Origin of the sequence: Nocardioides sp., assembly GCF_016462705.1 — a bacterium.
In the GTDB taxonomy this organism is placed as follows: domain Bacteria; phylum Actinomycetota; class Actinomycetes; order Propionibacteriales; family Nocardioidaceae; genus Nocardioides.
This window is the reverse complement of sequence record NZ_JAEMSS010000074.1, coordinates 1-19918: the sequence shown is the minus strand read 5'-3', so window position 1 is coordinate 19918 and position 19918 is coordinate 1. Positions and strand designations below refer to the sequence as shown.

5 protein-coding genes are annotated in these 19918 nt (G+C 71.9%); 3 read left to right on the top strand and 2 right to left on the bottom strand.

Features of this window, described 5'->3' with window-relative positions:
• Positions 1–1788: AAA family ATPase (locus JHD21_RS11180; RefSeq protein WP_292674870.1), on the top strand; the 1788-nt coding region annotated here is incomplete at its 5' end.
• A 10-nt stretch (positions 1789–1798) separates the two neighbouring features.
• Here JHD21_RS11180 and JHD21_RS11175 read toward each other — a convergent pair.
• Complete coding sequence (locus tag JHD21_RS11175) at positions 1799–2845, bottom strand: hypothetical protein (protein ID WP_292674867.1); 1047 nt, start codon at positions 2843–2845, stop codon at positions 1799–1801.
• A 318-nt stretch (positions 2846–3163) separates the two neighbouring features.
• Between JHD21_RS11175 and JHD21_RS11170 the strand changes: the two genes are divergently transcribed.
• Positions 3164–4003, top strand: a complete 840-nt coding sequence (locus JHD21_RS11170) for a LuxR C-terminal-related transcriptional regulator (protein WP_292674863.1) — start codon at positions 3164–3166, stop codon at positions 4001–4003.
• A gap of 10 nt (positions 4004–4013) precedes the next feature.
• Here the strand turns inward: JHD21_RS11170 and JHD21_RS11165 are convergent, their stop codons facing one another.
• Positions 4014–19130 (bottom strand): malectin domain-containing carbohydrate-binding protein, encoded by a 15117-nt coding sequence (locus JHD21_RS11165; protein WP_292674860.1) that lies wholly within the window; start codon positions 19128–19130, stop codon positions 4014–4016.
• A 330-nt stretch (positions 19131–19460) separates the two neighbouring features.
• On the opposite strand from JHD21_RS11165, the gene JHD21_RS11160 reads away from it, so the two are divergent.
• On the top strand, positions 19461–19918 hold a 458-nt coding region (locus JHD21_RS11160), incomplete at its 3' end, for a hypothetical protein (protein ID WP_292674857.1).

The window sequence follows — 19918 nt, the reverse complement described above, 5'->3', positions numbered from 1 at the left end:
CAGGTCATCACCTTCATCGACGAGCTGCACACGGTCGTCGGCGCGGGCGCCGGCGGCGACTCCGCGATGGACGCCGGCAACATGCTCAAGCCGATGCTGGCGCGCGGCGAGCTGCACATGATCGGCGCCACCACCCTCGACGAGTACCGCGAGCGGATCGAGAAGGACCCCGCCCTCGAGCGCCGCTTCCAGCAGGTCTTCGTCGGCGAGCCCAGCGTCGAGGACACCATCCAGATCCTGCGCGGCATCCAGGAGAAGTACGAGGCCCACCACGGCGTCCGGATCACCGACGCCGCGCTGGTCGCCGCGGCCACCCTGTCCGACCGCTACATCACCGGCCGCCAGCTGCCCGACAAGGCGATCGACCTCATCGACGAGGCCGCGTCCCGGCTCCGGATGGAGATCGAGTCCTCGCCCGAGGAGATCGACCAGCTCCGGCGCCAGGTCGACCGGCTCACGATGGAGGAGTTCGCCCTCCAGAAGGAGAGCGACGAGGCAAGCAAGGAGCGGCTCGCGCTGATCCAGCAGGAGAAGGCCGACCGCCAGGAGGAGCTCCGCGCCCTCGAGGCCCGCTGGGAGCGGGAGAAGACCTCGCTCGAGGGCGAGGGCGAGCTGCGCCGGCAGCTCGACCAGCTCCGCACCGAGGCCGACCGGCTCACCCGGGAGGGCGACCTCGCGGCCGCCAGCGAGATCCTCTACGGCCGGATCCCGGCGCTCGAGGACCAGATCGAGAAGGTCGAGCAGGCCGAGGCGTCCGACACCGAGCCCCTCGTCGGCGAGGAGGTCGGCGCCGAGCAGGTCGCCGACGTCGTGGAGGCCTGGACCGGCATCCCCACCGGCCGGCTCCTCGAGGGCGAGACCGCCAAGCTGCTGCGCATGGAGGAGGTCATTGGCGAGCGGCTGATCGGCCAGAAGGAGGCCGTGACCGCGGTCAGCGACGCCGTACGCCGTTCGCGGGCCGGCATCTCCGACCCCAACCGGCCGACCGGGTCGTTCCTGTTCCTCGGCCCCACCGGCACCGGCAAGACCGAGCTGGCCAAGTCCCTGGCCGACTTCCTGTTCGACGACGAGCGGGCGATCGTGCGCATCGACATGAGCGAGTACTCAGAGAAGCACTCGGTGTCCCGGCTCGTCGGCGCCCCGCCCGGCTACGTCGGCTACGACGAGGGAGGCCAGCTCACCGAGGCGGTCCGCCGCCGGCCCTACTCCGTGGTCCTGCTCGACGAGGTCGAGAAGGCGCACCCGGAGGTGTTCGACATCCTGCTCCAGGTGCTCGACGACGGCCGGCTCACCGACGGCCAGGGCCGCACGGTCGACTTCCGCAACACCCTGCTGATCCTCACCAGCAACCTCGGCTCCACCTACCTGGTGGACCCGTCGCTGGACGCGGAGAAGAAGAAGGAGTCCGTGCTGGCCGTGGTGCGGTCCTCGTTCAAGCCGGAGTTCCTCAACCGGCTCGACGAGATCGTCCTCTTCGACGCGCTCAGCATGGAGGAGCTGGCCCGGATCGTGGACCTCCAGCTCGCCCTGCTCGAGCAGCGCCTCGCCGTCCGCCGGATCACCATCACGGTCACCGACCCGGCCCGCGACTGGCTCGCCCAGACCGGCTACGACCCGGCCTACGGCGCCCGCCCGCTGCGCCGGCTGATCCAGTCGGCGATCGGCGACCCGCTGTCCAAGATGCTGATCTCGGGCGAGGTCGTCGACGGCGGAGCCGTGACCGTCGACAAGGGTGAGGACGGGCTCGTTCTGGCGACCGGCGGGGAGGGGACACCGGCTTCCCGGTGACTCCCTCCGCTCACCTGGCGGCCTTGACCTTCTTGGTCGGAGCCGACGTGACGGTGGTCGCCGGGCGGCCTGATGCGGTCGCGGTGACCCGCACGGTGATCCTCTTGCCGAGCTGGCCGCGCTTCACCTTGAGCACCCGGCCGGTCGCCCCCCTGATCGGCTTGCCCTTGGCCAGCCACTGGTAGGTGAGGGTCACCGGGGCGGGGCTCCAGGAACCCCTGGTGGCCGTCAGCTTCTCCCCGACCCTGGCGGCGCCACGGATCCTCGGCGCAGCGGTGTTGGCCACGGCGGCGGGCGGCTCGCGGTCCGGGGCGCCCAGCACCACGTCGATCCCGTCCACGTCGCCGGCCTGGACGCCGATGTCGTCCGCGAGGGCCAGGTCGGTCTCGTCGCTCCAGTACTCGGTGGAGTAGCCCCCGGCGCCCTCCCACTCGAAGCCGATGCGGTAGACGCCCGCAGGGAGGCGCCGGATCTCGTAGCGTCCCTGCTCGTCGGTCTCGTCGAACTCCACGACGACCTGCTCCCCGTCGACCGGTTGGCTCGGGTACGCCGAGACCTCGACGCCCTTCAGAGCCGCGCCGCCGGGAAGCCGCGCGATGCCGCTGATGCGGCGTCCCGGCGCGAGGTCCGCGTTCTTCGGGTCCACCGGCTCGGCGTCGCCGACGGCGAACAGGGTGGCGTTCGACAGCAGGCTGACGTCGTCCCAGTACTCCGTGGCTCGCGCGCCCGACCCGTCGAAGAACCCCAGGGTGTAGTCGCCGGCCTCCAGGCCGCCGAGCGTGTAGGAACCGTCGTCGCCGGTGACGGCCACCTCGACGGAGACCGCCGTGCAGCTGACCCCCGCACACTGGTAGGCACGCACGGTGATGCCGGGGAGCGGGGTCGCGGAGCCGGCGGCGGTCACCGTGCCGGTGATCGAGTAGGGGCCGGCCGCGCTCGCGGGCACCCCGGCCAGGCTGGTCGCGATCGCGAGGCCGACGCCGGCGAGCACGGTGAGCGCGCGCCGGGCCAAGGGCCGAGAGGTCGGCACGGTGGTCAGGTCGAAGCGTGTGCTCACCGTTGTCCCCCGACAACTCGAGCGCCCGGGTCCCCCATGGCCCCGGGTCGGCCCGTCACGGTAGACGGTCGACGGTCCTTATCGCAATTCAGGGCGCGGAGCAAGGGCGACGCGCCGCGTCGCGAAGGTTCGTCCAGCTGACGGGTAGCGCTGTGCGGAGCAAGCACGTACGCTCGGCGGTGCAGCAGTGCACGACCGGGGGGTCGAGTGCGATTCGTCCGGGGGGGCGGGTGCTGCTGACACGTGGGAGCAGCCATGGGGGCTCGCCCGAACGTTTGGGTGACCGGTTCGGGACGAGATGCCGACCGAGCACGCGCGGTGCTCGAACAGACGGGCACCCTCGTACGTGCGCACCACGAACGCGGGGTGCCGTCGGTCTCCGGGGTCCCGGACGTCGCGTTGGTGGTTGTCGAGGAGCTCGACGACATCGCCACGACGCTACGCGCCGCGGGCGACCTGGTCCCGGGTGCCCGGCTCGTCGTGCTGTCCGCGCTGCAGGAGCCGGGTGCGCTGGTCGCCGCCGTTGCCGCGGGAGCCGACGGCTGGGTCCGGCCCGAGATGAGCGGGACCGCGCTCCGCGACGCGGTGGCCGGTATCGCTCGCGGGGAGAGCGGGTTCTCCCGCGCTGACACGGCGGTGCTGGTGACGGCGCTGCGCCGACAGATGCAGGAAGCGGTCGCCGCAGGCCAGAACCGCGGGACGCTGCTCGTGCCGCTGACCCCGCGCGAGCGCGAGATCAGCGACGCGGTGCGCGCCGGTAGGTCGACCCGCGAGATCGCCAGGGAGCTCTCGCTCAGCGAGGTCACGGTGCGGTGGCACGCCGGGCGTGCCGCCAAGAAGCTCCAGGAGGCGTCCGTCGACGTCGGGTCGGCCCCGCCGGCGCGATCCGTCCCTCCGTCCAGGCCGGCGGCTCGGGCCGCCGCCCGCCCTGCCCTCACCGTCACCGGCAGGGGGTCCGGCAAGGGCCTGGGTGCGGCCGAGCTGCGCGTGGCTCTGCTCGTCGCCGAGGGCTTGTCGAACAAGGACATCGCCGAGCAGCTGTTCATCTCCCGTCACACCGTCGAGTCACATCTGAAGCAGACCTTTGTGAAGCTCGGGGTCCGCTCGCGCGTCGAGCTCACCCGGGTGATCCTGGCGTCTGCGGCCGAGACCGGCTGAGACCTGCTGGTCACTGGCCCACGGGGATCAGCTCGATGGCGGACACCTTGGCGTTCTCCTTGCGGGTGATGAAGTCGATCGTCGCCGCGCCGTCGTTGACGGTCGTCGTGAACTCCCGGGCCACGGCTCTGTCGATGCCGCCGGCCGCGGCGAACACGTCGAAGCTGGACAGCACCGTGGTGCCCTCGAGCCGGACGTCGAACAGCCTCAGGTCGGCGGCGTTCTTGTTCAGCTCCGCGAAGTGCAGCCGGACCAGGTAGGCGCCGTTCGCGACGGGCACGTTGAACCCGAAGGCACGTGAGCCGACGGGGGTCCCCTGCGACTGGCCGCCGGTCCACTCCGACTGGAAGATGGCGTTGTTCATGCCCGTCGGGATGCCGGTGATCGTGTCGTTCTCCGTGTGCGAGAACCCGCCCGTCACGAAGCCCCCGCACGCGCCGGCCGACGCACAGCCGGCCCACGTCGTGCCGCCCGTGGACTGTGCGACGCCGCCCGCGTTGATGCGCACGGTCGGCCTCGCCCCGCCGGGACGGGTCGCCGACACGGTCGCGGACCGTGCCGACTCGTTGCCCGCCGTGTCGACCGCCGTGACCTGGTAGAACGCCGCCGAGCCGACCGGCGCCGTGGTGTCGACGAAGGTCCGCGCGGTCAGCAGGGCGGTGGTGAGCCGGCTGTAGGTGCCGCCGGCCGAGGCCGAGCGGTACACGTGGTAGCCGGCCAGGTCGCCGGCCGTCGAGGCCGCCCACGCGAGGGTGTTGCCGGCGGTGGCCCCGGTGGCCGTGACCCCCGTGACGGTGCCGGGAGCGGTCGTGTCGGCGACGGGAATGATCTCGATCGCGGAGACCTTGGCGTTCTCCCTGCGGGTGATGAAGTCGATCGTGACCACACCGTCGGTGACCGTGGTCCGGAACTCCCGCGCCACCGCCCTGTCGATACCGCCGGCCGCGGCGAACACGTCGAAGTTGGACAGCACCGTGGCGCCCTCCAGCCGGACGTCGAACAGCCGCAGGTTGGCGGCGTTCTTGTTCAGCTCCGCGAAGTGCAGCCGGACCGTGTAGGTGCCGTTGCTGACCGGCACCGCGAACCCGAACGCACGGCTGCCGACCGCGGAGCCGCTGGCCTGGCCACCGGTCCACTCCGACTGGAAGATCGCGTTGTTCATCCCAGTCGGAACACCGGTGACCGTGTCGTTCTCGGAGTAGGCGTTGCCGCCGGTCACCCGGCCCGAGCACGCGGTGGTCGACGAGCAGGCGGTCCATGTGGTGGCGCCCACGGTCTGAGCGCCGCCGCCGGCGTTGATGCGCACCGGCTGCTGCGGCGCGGCGGGACGGACCGCGCTGACCGTGGCCGATCGGGCCGACTCGTTGCTCGACTGGTCGGTGGCCGTGACCTGGTAGAAGGACGTGGCGCCGATCGGGGCGCCGGTGTCGTTGAGGCTCGTCCCGGAGACGAGCGCCGCGTTCACCTTGACGAACGGACCGCTCGCCGCGCCGGCCCGGTAGACCGTGTAGCCCGCCAGGTCCGGTGCTCCGGACGCCGTCCAGGTGACGCTGACCCCGGTCGCGGAGCCGCTGGCGGCGACCCCGGTCACGACCGCCGGCGCCGTGGCGTCGACCGCCGCGACGGTGACCGTGGCCGAGGGGGTCGACTCGTTGCCGGTCGTGTCGGAGGCCGTGACCCGGTAGGACACCGCGGAGCCGGCAGGGGCGCCGGAGTCGGTGAACGTCGTGGTCGTCAGCAGCGTGGTGGTGACCTTGGTGAAGCTCCCGCCGGCGCTCGTCGCGCGGTACACGGAGTACCCCGCGAGGTCGCTTGCCGCCGAACCGCTCCACGCCACGGTCACGCTGGTCCCGGTCCGTGTCGCCGTGACGCCGGTCAGCTGCGCCGGGGGAGTGCCGTCGGTCCGGGTCGCGCTGACCGTCGCCGAGGGTGCGGACTCGTTGCCGGACCTGTCCACGGCCGTGACCCGGTAGTGGCTCACGCCCGCCGGTGCGGTGGTGTCCACGAAGTCGGTCGCCGTCACCGGGGCGGTGCTCACCCTGGTGAACGTGCCGGTGGGCGAGGCGGACCGGTAGACGTGGTAGCCGCCCAGGTCGCCGGCACCCGAGGCCGCCCAGGTGAGGGCGACACCGGACGAGGATCCCGTCGCGGCCAGGCCCGTCACCGCTCCCGGAGGGGTGCTGTCGGGACGGGTGCTCGTGACCGTCGCCGACCTCGCCGACTCGTTGCCGGCCCGGTCCACCGCAGTGACCTGGTAGGACGACGCACCCTCGGGTGCCGACGCGTCGGTGAACGACGTGCCGGTGACCAGGGCGGTGTTCACCTTCGTGAACGTGCCTGTCGGGGTGGCCGAGCGGTAGATCTGGTAGCCGGCCAGGTCACTGGCGGGCGAGGCCGCCCAGGTCAGCGCGATGCCGGCCGTCGAGCCGGTCGCCCCGAGCCCGGTGACCGCGCCCGGAGGCGTCGTGTCGGGTGCTGCCGGGATGATCTCGATCGCCGAGATCTTCGCGTTCTCCCGACGGGTGATGAAGTCGATCGTCACGACCCCGTCGGTCACGGAGGCCTGGAACTCCCTCACGACCGCCCTGTCGATGCCGCCTGCCGCGGTGAACACGTCGAAGTTGGAGAGCACCGTGGCGCCCTCGAGACGGACGTCGAACAGTCGGAGGTTCGCGGCGTTCTTGTTCAGCTCCGCGAAGTGCAGGCGGACGGCGTAGCTGCCGTTCGCCACCGGGACGTTGAACCCGAAGGCCCGCGTGCCGACCGCCGAGCCGCTGTTCTGGCCTCCGGTCCACTCCGACTGGAAGATCGTGTTGTTCAGCCCCGCCGGGACACCGGTGATGGTGTCGGACTCCGCGTAGGCGTTGCCCCCCGAGACCCAGCCCGAGCAGGCGGTGAGCGACGAGCAGGCCGACCACGTGGTGGTGCCGACCGTCTGCGCCGGACCTCCGGTGTTGATGCGGATGGGCTGCTGCGTCGCCGGAGCCACGACGAAGGTGGCGGACGGGTCGGACACGTTCTCCGAGGAGTCGACCGCGCGCACCTGGTAGTACACCGTGCCGCTGCGCGGCGAGGCGTCCAGGTAGCCGGACATCGAGACCGGGGTGTCGGTCAGCCTCGTGAACGTCCCGCCGGCGGAGCCGGAACGGTAGACGTGGTAGCCGAGCAGGTCGGCGGCAGCCACGTCGCTCCAGTCGAGCGAGACCCCCGCGAGACCCACGCTGCCCCCCAGCCCGGTCGGCGCAGCGGGTGCCGTGGTGTCCGCCGCCGGGCACGGGCCCTGGCAGAGGACCTCGATGGCGGCGATGGCCGGGTAGTCCACCGAGGCCGCGAACGACAGGTTGACCGCGCCGCCGGTGACGACGACGTCGTCGACGGAGAGCACCGTCGCGGTGTTCTGGCCGCCCGCGGCCGCGACGATGTCGAAGCTCTTGCGCACGGTGACACCCTCGACGCCGATGTCGAAGAGCCGCTCGCCGGCTGCGTCGTTGCCGGCCGCGCGCTCCGCGAAGTGCAGTCGGAGGTCGACCGTGCCGGCACCTCGGGACGGGAGGGTGTAGCTGAGGACCCGTTCGGCCTGGGCCACGTTGCCGACGTTGCCGCGATAGGTGCGGTAGAGGACGTCGTCATCGGTGCCGGCGATCTCGAGGGGCGCCTGGCCGGCACCCTCGGCCGGAGCCGTGGCCGGCGCGAAGCGACCGGTGTCGGGCGTCCAGATGCGACCAGCGGTGTCCGTGTAGGTGCCGGTGCCGGCCACGTCGAGGCGGTAGAGCGCCTCGCGGTCGGCGGCGACGGCGGTCAGGTCACCGTTGCTGACGCCGAACGAGTCGAAGGTGGCCGTGAACGGGGCACCTCCCTTGTTGGTGGCCAGGAGGCCGCCGTAGGTCCGGGCACCGAACACCTTCCCCGCCGCGGCGGCGGGCACGGCGAACGAGGTGTCGAGGACGGTCCAGGTGCCGCCGTTGATCCGGTAGGCCGCCTTGACCGTGCGCGTCGAGGTCTTGCCCACGAGAGCCAGGTCGATCGAGGTGATGGTGGCGGGGGACGGGAGGATGACCGCCGTGCCGACGGTCGCTCCGGTGCCGCCGGTCTCGCCGTACAGCTCGACACCCGGCACGCCCCCGCGGTTGATCACCGCGAGCTTGACGAAGTTGTCCTGGTCCGCGCCGAGCATGACTCCCAGCTGCTCGCTGCCGGCGTCGAGCTGCGTGGGCGAGCCCAGCGACCGGGCGGACAACGTGAAGGTGCCGCCGTCCCCGTCGAAGGGCACCTGCAGCCCGTTGACCAGGGTGTTGTCGGCGTTCGCCGGGCTGCCCGCGCCCGTGGCACCGGTCGAGTCGATCGCCAGCGTCCCGGACCCCGTCGTGGTCAGGTGCAGCTTGGTCGGGTCGTAGGAGCTCGACCCGGCCGCGACGTCGAGCCGGTTGCGCTGGGTGGAGGTGAAGCCGGTGCCCGCGCCCGCCGCGTCGGCGAGGGTGCCCGCCACCGCGCTGGAGAACGGGAGCTGCAGCGACGCGGCTCCCGGGAGCGGTGCCGGCGCCGCCGGGTTGGCCGCGGTCTCCGGTCGCACGTTGGAGACCAGGAACAGGTTGTCGTTGTAGTCGTAGTTGATGCCCGAGTAGTCCATCGCGACCAGGTAGGTGTTCGCGATGACCGCTCCCGAGCGGTCTCGGGCCGCCCAGGCCCTCAGGTGGTGGCCGCACGGCGCCGTGCAGCCGTTGGTGACGTCGGCCGCCTGGTCGTTGCGGACCGGGTCGCTCCACTCGCCGTCGATCTTGAGGCCGAACGCGCCGGTCGGCGTGAACGTGCCCGCGGCCGGGGCCGTGGTGGAGCCGTTGCGGCGGGGCAGGATCGACTGACCGTCCACGCCCAGGTGCGTGACGATGTTGGTGGTCGACGTGCTGGGCTTGCTGTGCCAGGCGATCGTCGCGGTGTTGCCCTGGGTGTGGTAGGCCGCCAGCTGGCGGACGCTCACCGGTGCGGTCGTGTCCGCGCGGAGCCAGTAGGGGCTGAGGACCTCGTCACCACTGGCGTGGATCGCCCCTTGCTTGTTGAGGGTGTCGCCGGCCGACGTGATGGCGGTGGTGTAGCCGAACAGTCGGGTGAGCTCGCTCAGGGTCGGCTCCTGGCCGTTCTCCGACTGCGACTGCCAGAAGCCGGCGAGCTGGACCGGGATCGACGGGCGGGTCGGGTCGTCGGACTTGACGGTGAGGGAGCCGTCCCACAGACCACCGTCGGACCCGATGGTGCTCGCGGTGAAGCGCACGCCGACGGTCAGCGAGGCGCCCGCGGGCACCAGTGCCGGCAGGGTCGGGGGGTCCACCAGGGCGAACGGCCCGGCGAGGACCAGGTCGGTGACGTTGAGCCCGTCGGAGCCGGTGTTGCGGATCACCAGGGAGGAGGTGTCGTGCACCGAGTTGGCCGGGATGAACGGGCCGGTGGCCGGGTCGCAGCCCGTCTCCTTGCACGTGGTCCCCAGCTGCGGGCTCTGGATACGGCTCATCGTGAGCCGGTCCGGGAACGGCACGCCGTCGCCGTTCTCGACCACCGCCTTGGCCTGCGAGGCGTCCGCCGCGACCACCGAGAAGCTCGTCGTGGTCGTGGTGGCGATGTTGCCGGCGAGGTCCTGGGCGCGGGCCCGGATGGTGTGCGCGCCGAGGGTCGTGACCTCGACCGGCGTGCTGTACGGCCGGAACGCCGCGCCGTCGAGGCTGTACGACGAACCCGCGAGCCCACTACCGGTGTCGGACGCGGTGACGGTGACCGTCGCGGCGTTCTTGTACGCCGAGGCGGAGGCGCGGAGGCCCGAGACGGCCACCGAGACGGTCGGCGGGGTGGTGTCGGCACCCGTGGCCGGCGCGTCGATGTCCAGGTAGGTGAGCTTGGTGTTCGTGCCACCCGTGGCGTCGACCGTCAGCTTGCCGTCGGTCACGGGGACGGTCACCGTCGCCGTGGAGAAGGGGCTCGCGGTGGTCGGCACGAAGCCGTTGATCGCGGTGGCGCCCTCGACCCGCACCGTGTGGACGGAGTCGACGAAGCTGGAGTCGCCGACACCGACGGTGACGGTGTAGGTGCCGTTCGGGACGGCGTACTCCCACGCACCGGGGCCCTCAGGAGCCTGCGCGGCCGTCGGCTGCACCAGGATCACGGTCTGGAGCTTGCGCTCCACCGAGGAGCTCCGGTCCCGGGTCTGGGCGCTCATGTCGTACGGCGTCGCGGTGCCCGGCTTGACCCAACCGAAGCCGCGCGCGGCGGTGTAGGCCGCGCCGGTGTCGGCGGTGTAGCCCGAGGCGACCGCGCCGTCGGCCGTCTTGAAGTCGATGCGCGCGACCGGGGTGCCGGATGCGCCCCCGCCGGCCGGCTTGGCCCCGGTCATCCGGAACACGTAGTCCTGGTAGTCGCCGTTCTGGGCGTCCTCGAAGGTCACCAGGTAGGTGTTCGGCAGCACGGCGCCGGAGCGGTCCTTGGCCGGGTAGATGCGTGCGGCGTGCGGGATGTTCGTGTTGAGCGCGTCCTGGGTGTAGCTCTTGCGACCGAAGCTCACCGAGTCGACGTAGATGCCGAAGGTGCCGGCACCCGGGTCGAAGCTGGACGCCCCGCCCGCGACGATGGCGGGGTTGAGGGTCTGCTCCTGGTCGAGGGCGATCGTGGCGACCGGGTGCGTGACCGGGTCGCCCGAGTTGGGCTCGTACCACCCGAAGGGCAGCAGCTCGTCGGGCGAGTACCGCGCGACCGGGGTCAGGGTGACGGGGTCGTTGCCGGCCTTGGTGAACAGCGGCGCCCGGACCTCGTCGCCGATCGGGTTGGCCCCGGTGCCGAGGATGAGCCCGGTGCCACCGACGTCGACCGGGTGGCCGAGGGTGTCCACGACCGCCTTCAGGGGTGGCTCGTTGTTGCCCTGTTCACCGCTGGTGGCCAGACCGTAGATCCCGACGTCCTTGGTGGGCGTCGTGGCGTCGTCGGAGACGATGCGCAGCACGGCGTTCTGGTAGCCCAGCGGCGAGGACAGCGCGGGGTTGAACCGCACCGGGATCGACAGGGTGCCGCCGACCGGCACGGTCTGCGGGGCTGCCGTGGTCGAGAACGACGCCGAGTTGGTGCCGGTCACCGAGATCTCGCTGATCTGCAGCGGCGTCGTGCCGTTGTTGGTGACCACGAGCGGCTGGGCCGCCGACGTGGAGCCGCGGACGCCGGAGAACACCAGCTCGCCCGGGGTGACCCGGAGCTCGCCCTCGCCCGCCACGGCCGGGGCCTTGACGTTCGTGACGATGAACGCCGCGTCCTGGAAGTCGACCGGGCTCAGCACGTCCTCCGGGGCGACGATGAAGGTGTTCGCCACGACGCTGCCGTCGGGGTTCTTCATCGGGTAGACGCGGATCTTGCGCTTGTTGGTCGGGTCCCAGGTGTTGAGGGCGTCCTCGCTGTAGGCGACCCGGTTGCTCAGCCCCGGGAAGGTGACGTCGAAGCCGAAGGAGGCGTCGAGGTCGTACTCCCCCACCTGGGTCCACTCGGGCAGCACCTGCTGGTTGGAGCCGTTCGGGGCGTTGAGGAGCACGGTGCGCACGGACGGGTCGCTGGTGCTGTGCGCCGCGATCACCGCGGTGTTCGGGTTGCCGGTGGGGCCGGCAGGTCCGAACAGCGACAGCGGGGTGATGCCGACGACCCGGTCGAACGCCGCCTTGGTGAAGGAGGGCATCGCCACCTCGTCACCGATCAGGGCGCTGCCGGCGGGCATGTCGTTGTTGGTCGGGTCGGGGTCGCCGACGTCGACCGGGATCTGGAGGGTGTCCAGGACCCACTGGAGAGAGGGCTCGTTGGCGCCTCCCAGCCCGAGCGTGCCGAGTCCGCGCAGGGTCACCGACGTGGTCGGGGTGGTGCTGTCGTTGGTGGTCAACCGCAGGGTCGCGCCCCGCGGGCCGGCCACGGTCGGGTTGAAGGTGACCGGGAAGGTCACGGTCGCGCCCGGCTGCACGGTCGCGGGCAGGGTCGGACCCCCGGACCGGGCGAAGAGGGCCGCGTCGGCGCCGGTGATGCTGGCCGCGGAGATGGTCAGCGGCAGACCGCCGACGTTCTTCACCGACACGGACTTGGCCGCGCTGGCCGCGCCGCCCTGGACCTCGGTGAACACCACGCGCGGGGTGGCCTCGACCTTGGGGGCGCTGCCGCCGCCCTGGGGCTTGAGCAGCTTGATGCCCGTGGTGGCCGGGTTGTCGGTCAGCTCGGTGACGTACAGGTTGCCGGTCGTGGCGTCCTGGGCGACGTCCAGCGGCTGCTTGAAGCCGGTGAAGCCGGTGATGCCCGTGACGGCCGCCGAGACGCCGCCCTCGGCGCCCACGTCGAAGACCACGATCTCCTGGTTGGCGCTGTAGCGGACCAGGACCAGCTTGCCGGCGAGCGCGCCGCCGAAGGCCACGGTGTTCTTGTACTCGATCGTGCCGTTGGCCGAGGCGTGCAGCCCGGCGTCGTGGACGTGCTCGAGGTCGTAGTTGGGGTCCGCCTGCTGACCGAGGGGGTACTGGGTCACCTTGAACAGCGGGTTGCCCGTGTAGCCGTTGGGGTTGCCGGCGTTCAGGACGTACTCGCAGCGCAACGGGTTCGGGTGGCCGTAGTACTTGCCCTGGTGGACGTCGAAGAGGTAGTCGGTCTCGGCCTGCCGGTTGTTGGTGATGGCCGGCGCGGTCGGGGCGGTGTACGGGCCGTCGGGCCGGGTGGCGCACGCGGCCGGCAGGGTCGCCGGTGTGGCGGGCGTGTTGCCGCCGGCCGCCGACCCGTTCGTGCCGGTGTAGACGCGGCCGTTGGAGTGCGCCACGAGGTCGAAGGCGTTGCGGATGCCGGTCGCGTACAGCGTCAGCGGGGCGTTCGGGGCGTACGGGTCGTAGGTGCCCTGGTGAGCCGGGACGCCGCCGCGGGCCGGGATGTTCATCTCGGGCGTGCCGGCGTCGAGCGGCAGGGTCGCCGGCAGCTTGGCCGGGTCGAGCTGCAGCATCGCGGCGGAGAGCAGGCGCTCGTCGCGTCGCCACGTGCCGTCGTTGGCACCCATGGCGTTCATCGAGCCCTGGGTGATGAGGAGCTTGCCGTCCTTGAACGCGATCGAGTTGGTCTCGTGGTCCTTGATCGACCGCGGCAGGTTGACCACGACCTCCTGGTAGTTCTCCAGGTTCGGACCCGACAGCCGCGACACCGCTCCCGTGAAGTCGGGGACGTCGCTGCCCAGGTAGGCGTAGTTGTCGGTGATCCAGAGGATCGGGTTCGCCGCGGTGGACGCCGGGTCGAAGGCCAGTCCGATGATGGTCCGGTTCGGAGCACCCTCCCAGCCCTTGGCCGTGGCGTGGGTGCGGACCGTGTTGATGGTCTCCCGGGCGGTCAGCGAGCCGTCGGCGGCGATCGTCCAGCGGTAGATCTGGCCGGTGATGCTCCCGGCGTAGAGCTTGCCGTCGGGGCCGATGACCAGCGAGGTGTACATGCCACCCAGCGCCGCACCGCTGTCGGTGCGGTCGAAGGCCACGCCGCTCAGGTCGCCGCTGCCGCCGCCGGTCCCGCCGCCGCTGGCGGTGGTGAACACCGAGGAGAACGGCAGGAACGGGCGGCCGCTCTTGTCCTTGGCGCCGGACGTGACGGTGAAGCGGTAGAGCACGCCGCCCTGGAGGGGGGCGGAGGGCAGGAACGAGATGGTGTCGCCGCCGCCGCTCGTGGCGCCGGTGCCGGGGACTGCGACGCCGTCCGAGACCCGGGTCAGCGTGACGTTGCCGTTGCCCAGGGTCGTCCCGTCGACCGCGCCGACGTCGGCGTTCAGCACGTTGTCGGTCGCGACGGTGGTGTTGCCGACGATGTTGGTGGCGAGGTTCGCCGGGGTCACGGCGAGCGTGTAGGGGCGACCGGCGCGGTCGACCGAGGTGATGTCGACGTAGTCGACCTTGGTGTTGGTGCCACCCGCCGGGCTCAGGGTCAGCCGGCCGTCGGTGACGGCCACGGTGCGGGTCGCCACGGCGAACCTCCCGGAGGCGGTCGCGGTCGGGACGAAGGCGGCGACGCCGTTCTGGTTCTCGATGTTGATCCAGTGGGAGCTGTCGACCGGCACGCCGGGGTCACCGAGACCCACCGTGACGGTGTAGATGCCGTTGGGCACCGCCATCTCCCACGAGCCGTCGACGTGGACACCAGTGGTGACCGAGGCGGGCAGCTGCGCGTGGATGAACGTCGCCAGGCGCAGGTCGGGCTGGCTGGTCGGGTCGGTCGCCTGCGTGTTGCGGTTGCGGCCGTTGCCCTCGAGCGACACCGGCTCCGAGGTGCCCATGCGCACCCAGCCGTAGGACAGACCTGTCCCCTGGTTCGTCCCGGTGCGGGTGCCGAAGGCCTGGCCGAAGTCGGTGAGGTAGCCCGAGGGGGGCACGGTCGCGGCGTCGGCGAAGTTGACCTTCACGTCGACCGCGCCGCCGGCGCCGGCCAGCGGTGTCGTGGCGGTCGAGACGGAGGCGGCCGACTCGTTGCCCGAGTTGTCGACGGCGGTCACGACGTAGCGGTACTGGGTGCCGTTGGTGAGGCCCTGGTCGGTGAACGACGGGCTTCCCACCAGGCTCGCGCTGACGCGGTTGGCGGTGACGGCCTCGACGGTCGCACCGGTGCCGCGGTAGACGTGGTAGCCCGCGACGTCGGGGTCGCCGGGCGCCGCCCAGGACAGCGTGGCGACGGTGTCGCCGGCCAGCGCGGTGAGCGAAGTCGGGGCCCCGGGGGCGGTGGTGTCGGGAGCGAGCGGGCCGGCGCTCGTGATGGTGACCCAGTTCAGCTTGGTGTTGGTGCCGCCGATGGCGTCGACCGTGAGCCGTCCGTCGGTGACGTCGACGGTCGTGGTCCCGGTGCGGTACTCGACCGCCGCCGTGGGCTGGAAGGACGAGACCATCGGCACGCCCTCGGCGCGGACGGTGTGCTGGCTGTCGTAGCACGGGGCGGCGCAGCCGGTCTTGGCGCCGCCGGGCTGGTCGCCGACGCTCGCCTCGACGGTGTAGCGGCCGTTGGGCAGTGCGTACTCCCAGGCACCCGCGGTGAGGTTCCCGTTGGCGGTCGGGGTCGGGACGATGTCGCCGTACTGCATGTGGATGGTGCGGTTCTGCAGGTCGGTCGCCGCGGCGCGGGTGCGCAGCCGGGTGTTGGCCGTCAGGTCGAGCGGCGTGTGCGCGGTGGAGGACAGCGACGACTGGGCGACCCAGCCGTAGCCACGGGCGGCCGTGTACGCCGCGCCGGTGTCCTTGGTGTAGCCGGGCACGTCCGGGGCGGCCGCGGTCGTGAAGGTGTACTTCAGCGTCAATGCGTTGGCCGGCAGGTCGGCGGTCACCCGGTTGGACTCGCCGGACTCGTTTGCGCTGGTGTCGACGGCGGTGACGACGTAGTGAGCGGTCGCGCCGGCGGGTGCCGAGGAGTCGGAGAACGTCCGCCCGGTGAGCGGAGCGCTGTTGAGCTTGACCCGCGTGCCGCCGGCGGTCGCCGAGCGGTAGACGTTGTAGCCGATCAGGTCGCCGGCTGCGACCGCGTCCCAGGCGAGGTCGACACGGCTCTCGACGAGGGTGGCGGTGAGGCCGGCCGGCGCGGCCGGGGCCGTGGTGTCGGGAGCGGCGGTCGGCACGGCGTCGACGACCGCGGTCGCCTCCGACGTGTTGCCGAGCAGGTCGTAGGCCACGACGGCGTAGTGCTGCCGGACGCCCGGCTCGAGGTCGGAGTCCACGAACGTGCGGCCCGGCTTGATCAGGGAGCCGATCTCGTGCGCGTCGTCGATCAGCGGCGTGGCGCTCGGGAACCGGTAGATCCGGTAGCCGCGGAGGTCGGGCTCAGTGTTCGCGGTCCACGTCAGCGTGACGCGCTGGATGCCGGCGGCGGCGGTGAGACCGGCCGGGACCGCGGGCGCGGTGGTGTCGGTCGGGGTCGCCGACACCTGCGCGGAGGGGACCGACACGTTGTTGGCCAGGTCCGCGGCCGTGACCACGTAGTAGTAGGGCTGGCCGTTCACCAGGTCGTTGTCGACGTAGGACGTCGCGGCGGCGAGCACCCGGCCGACCTCGGTGTAGGGCCCTCCGCTGACGGCCGCGCGCAGGATGCGGTATCCGGCCAGGTCGCTCTCGGTGTTGGCCGTCCACTCGATGGTGACCTTGCCGTCACCCTTCGTGGCGGTCACGCCGGCCGGTGCGGCCGGGAACTCCGTGTCGGGCGCCTCGGTGGGGACGGCCGAGCCCTCGTTGGACGGCGTCGACTCGTTGCCGGCGTCGTCGACCGCGGTGACCACGAAGTAGTAGGCCGTGCCGTTGGTCAGGTCCGGGGCGAGGAAAGTCGCCTCCGTGACCTCGCCGACGAGGTTGTCCTCGTCGACCAGCACGTTGGCGGAGGTCGACTGGTAGACGTTGTAGTGGTCGAGGTCGAGAGCCTCCGAGGGTGTCCAGCTGAGTGTCGCCTCCTCGTCACCGGCGCCCACGGTGAGCCCGACCGGGGCGGACGGTGCGGTGGTGTCGGCCGGGGTCGCGGAGTCCTCGTCCGAGGCGGGCGACTCGTTGCCCTCGCCGTCGATCGCGGTGACGGCGTAGAAGTACTCGGTGCCGTTGACGGCTCCGCCGTCGTTGAACGCGAGCGCCGCGAGCGGGTCCGGGGTCAGCCGGTTCCCCGCCGTCAGGGCGACCGGGCTGGAGGTCGAGCGGTAGACGCGGTAGCCGACCACGTCGGTGTCGGCGGACGCGGTCCACGCGAGCGACACCGAGCTGTCGGCGGGGGTCGCGGACAGCGCGCCCGGGGCGGCCGGGGCGGTGGTGTCGACGGCCACGACGCGCAGGTGGTTGATCTTGGTGTTGGTGCCGCCGGCGGCACCGATCGTCAGCTTGCCGTCGAGGACGGTGATCCGCTTGGTCCGCTGCTCGAACTCCTGGGCCGCCGTGGCCTGGAAGCCGTCGATGACCGCGACGCCCTCGGCCGTCAGGGTGTGGACGGAGTCGTAGCAGGGCGCGGGGCAGGCGGCCGTGGAGGCGCCCGGCTGGTCGCCGGCGCTCATCGTCACGTCGTAGGTGCCGTTGGGCACGGCGACCTCGTAGTCGCCGGGGATCTTGAGGTTGGCGAACGAGCCGGTGATCTCGTTGGCGCGCAGGTGCATCAGCCCGCGCTGGGCGATCGTCTCCGTGCCGCGGGCATCGCGGAACCGGCCGTTGCCGACGAGGCTGAGGGGCGCGTGCGTCGACGGGTCGACGAAGCCGCGGCCGCGGGTGTTGGTGAACGGCTGGCCGTAGTCCTTGAGGTAGCCGCCCGGCACCTCCGAGGTCTGGGTTCCGAAGGCGATGCCGAAGGGCAGGGGGATCTCGGTGGCGCTGGCGGCGTCGGGCTGGGCGGTGACGGAGGTCGACGCGGGTGACGCGTTGCCTGCGGCGTCCACGGCGACGACGACGTACCGGTAGCTCGTGTCGTTCTCGGCGGTGGTGTCGATGAAGGTCGACGCCTCCACCAGGGTGGTGCCGCTGACCGGGGTGCCGGTGGTGTCCACCGTGGCGCCGGTGCCGCGGTAGACGCGGTAGCCGTCGAGGTCGGCCTCGGTGTTGTCGGTCCAGTCGAGCGTCACCGCGTGGTTGCCCGCGGTCGCGACGAGGCCTGTAGGGGCTGCCGGCGGCAGGTCGGACGGCGTCGGGGTGATGGTGAGGCTGGCGATCTTGGTGTTGGTGCCACCGATCGGGTCCACGGTCAGGAAGCCGTCGCTCACGGTGACGCGGGCGTCACCGGACTTGAACCGGGCGGCGCCGGTGGGCGGCGTCGTGCTCGAGATCGGAAGGCTGACGGCCTGGGTGCCCTCGACGTTGATGCGGTGCGAGGTCAGGTCGGAGCCCGGTGTCGGCTCGCCCGCCGTGACGGTGACGTCGTAGCTGCCGTTGGGCACGGCGATCTGCCAGCTGCCGGCGCGCGGGTTGCCGGTGGAAGCGCCGCTGACGTTGTTGTACTGCATGTGGTTGAAGCTGGTCAGCGTGGCGTCGGTGATGTTCGCGACGTCGTTGCCGGTGCGCACCCGAGCGCTGGCGGTGAGGTCGAGCGGCACCTGCGTCCCGGCGTCGACCCAGCCGAAGCCGCGGCTGTTGTTGTAGTTGGCCCCGGTGTCGGGGGTCCAGGTCGCCGGCACGGCGGCGGCGCCCGCGGTGGTGGTGAAGTCGATCTTGACCGGCAGCGTCGGCTGCGTGGCGGTGGGGGCGTCGATCTGGGCCCGGACGACGTCACCGCCCGCACCACCGGGGGAGCCGACCGGGGTGACCGAGTAGTAGTAGACCTGCCCGGCCACCACGGCAGTGTCGGTGAAGGCCGAGGTGGTGACCGTGCCCAGTGCGGCCGCCGTCGGCAGCACCGGGAGCGTGGTGCTGCGGCGGACCTGGTACGACGTCGCCCCGGGGGTGTCGGTCCAGTCGAGGTCGACGCTGCTCGTCCCGGGGGTGGCCGTGAGACCGGTCAGCGGGACGCTGTCGATGGTGACGAAGGAGAGCTTGGTGTTGGTGCCGCCGAGCGCGTCGACGGTGAGCTTGCCGTCGGTGACGTCGGCCCACACGGTGGTCGTGCGGATCCCGGTTGTGGTGCAGCCGCTGCCGGTCTGCTTGCCGTAGCCGTCGAAGGCGGTGACGCCCTCGACGTGGATGGTGTGGGCCTCGGGGTCCGAGCCGATGCTCGGGTCGCCGACGCCCACGGTCACCTGGTAGCGGCCGTTGGCCAGGGCGTACTCCCACGCGATGGGGGTGGGGTCGTTGGCCCCCGCCGCAGGTGCCTGCATGTGGATGAACGACCGCTGGTGCTGCGCGACCGCGCTGCAGGTGTCGCGGTTGCGGGTGTTGCCCGCGTTCGTCGCGGTACCGGTCTGGGGCGTCCCGTGCGGCACGTGGGCGCCGGCGAGGCTGTCCTGCCGCACCCAGCCGAAGCCGAGGGTGTCGTTGTACGCCTGGCCACTGTCGCGGGTGTACCCCGTCGCCAGCACGCCGGTCGGCGTCGTGATGTCCACCTTGGCGCTCAACGGCACGGCCGGAGCGTCGACGAGGCTGAGCTCGGTGCCGTCCGCGCCGCTCAGCTGGCCGGACTGTCCCAGGCCGCTCTGTGGCAGCACCAGCGCGAGCGCGATGGCGGCGAACAGCACCATCCGGACGCGCAGGCTGGAACTGATGGCAGCAACAAGATTCGGCACGAGACCCCCCAGTGAAAACACACGAGCCTCGGGAGCCTCTCCCGCCCGAGGACCTCACCAGATGGCTGAGATCAGGGGTTCTGGCGATGGGGTTGAATGGTGAACTACTTTGCGGATGGTCCGAACGGCACTGCATCTGGTCACTTCGGGCCATGGCGTCGGTGGCCCACATGTGCTGGACGCCGTCGTCCTCGAGGACGATGGCGGAGCCGCGCGACGGCCGCGCGACGGCCGCCGGGCACGCCCGGCACGGAGGATGTTGCGGACGGCCAGGACAATGGACGAATGCCCGACAAAGCCGCGCCCCGGCCGACCCAGGTGACCATCGCCGCCGCGATGGTCATGGCCGGCTCGGTGGTCGTGGTCCTGGCCGCGTTCGAACGGATCGCCGGACTGCGCTCGGCCGACACCCGGGAGGCGGTGCAGGAGTTCCGGGGCACCGCTCTCGGCGAGTGGCTCGGGCTCGACCTGCAGGGGACGCTCACCCTGATGCGGGTGCTCATCATGGTGGCCGCGGCGTGCGCCACGGCCGCCGCCATCCTGGGCTACCAGGTCATGCGCCGCTCGCGCCCGGCGCGGCTCGTGCTCACGGTCCTCGCGCCGCCGCTGTTCGTCGGCGGGGTCGCGGTCGGGGGGTTCCTGTCCGCCGTCGTCGTCGGCGCCATCATCATGCTCTGGTTCCAGCCGGCGCGGGACTGGCTCGACGGCAAGACGCCGCGACCCGTCCCGGCGCCACCCCCGCC

Coding starts and splice junctions, on each gene's coding strand:
- JHD21_RS11165 (WP_292674860.1), bottom strand. CDS start 19,130: ATGGTGCTGTTCGCCGCCATCGCGCTCGCGCTGGTGCTGCCACAGAGC.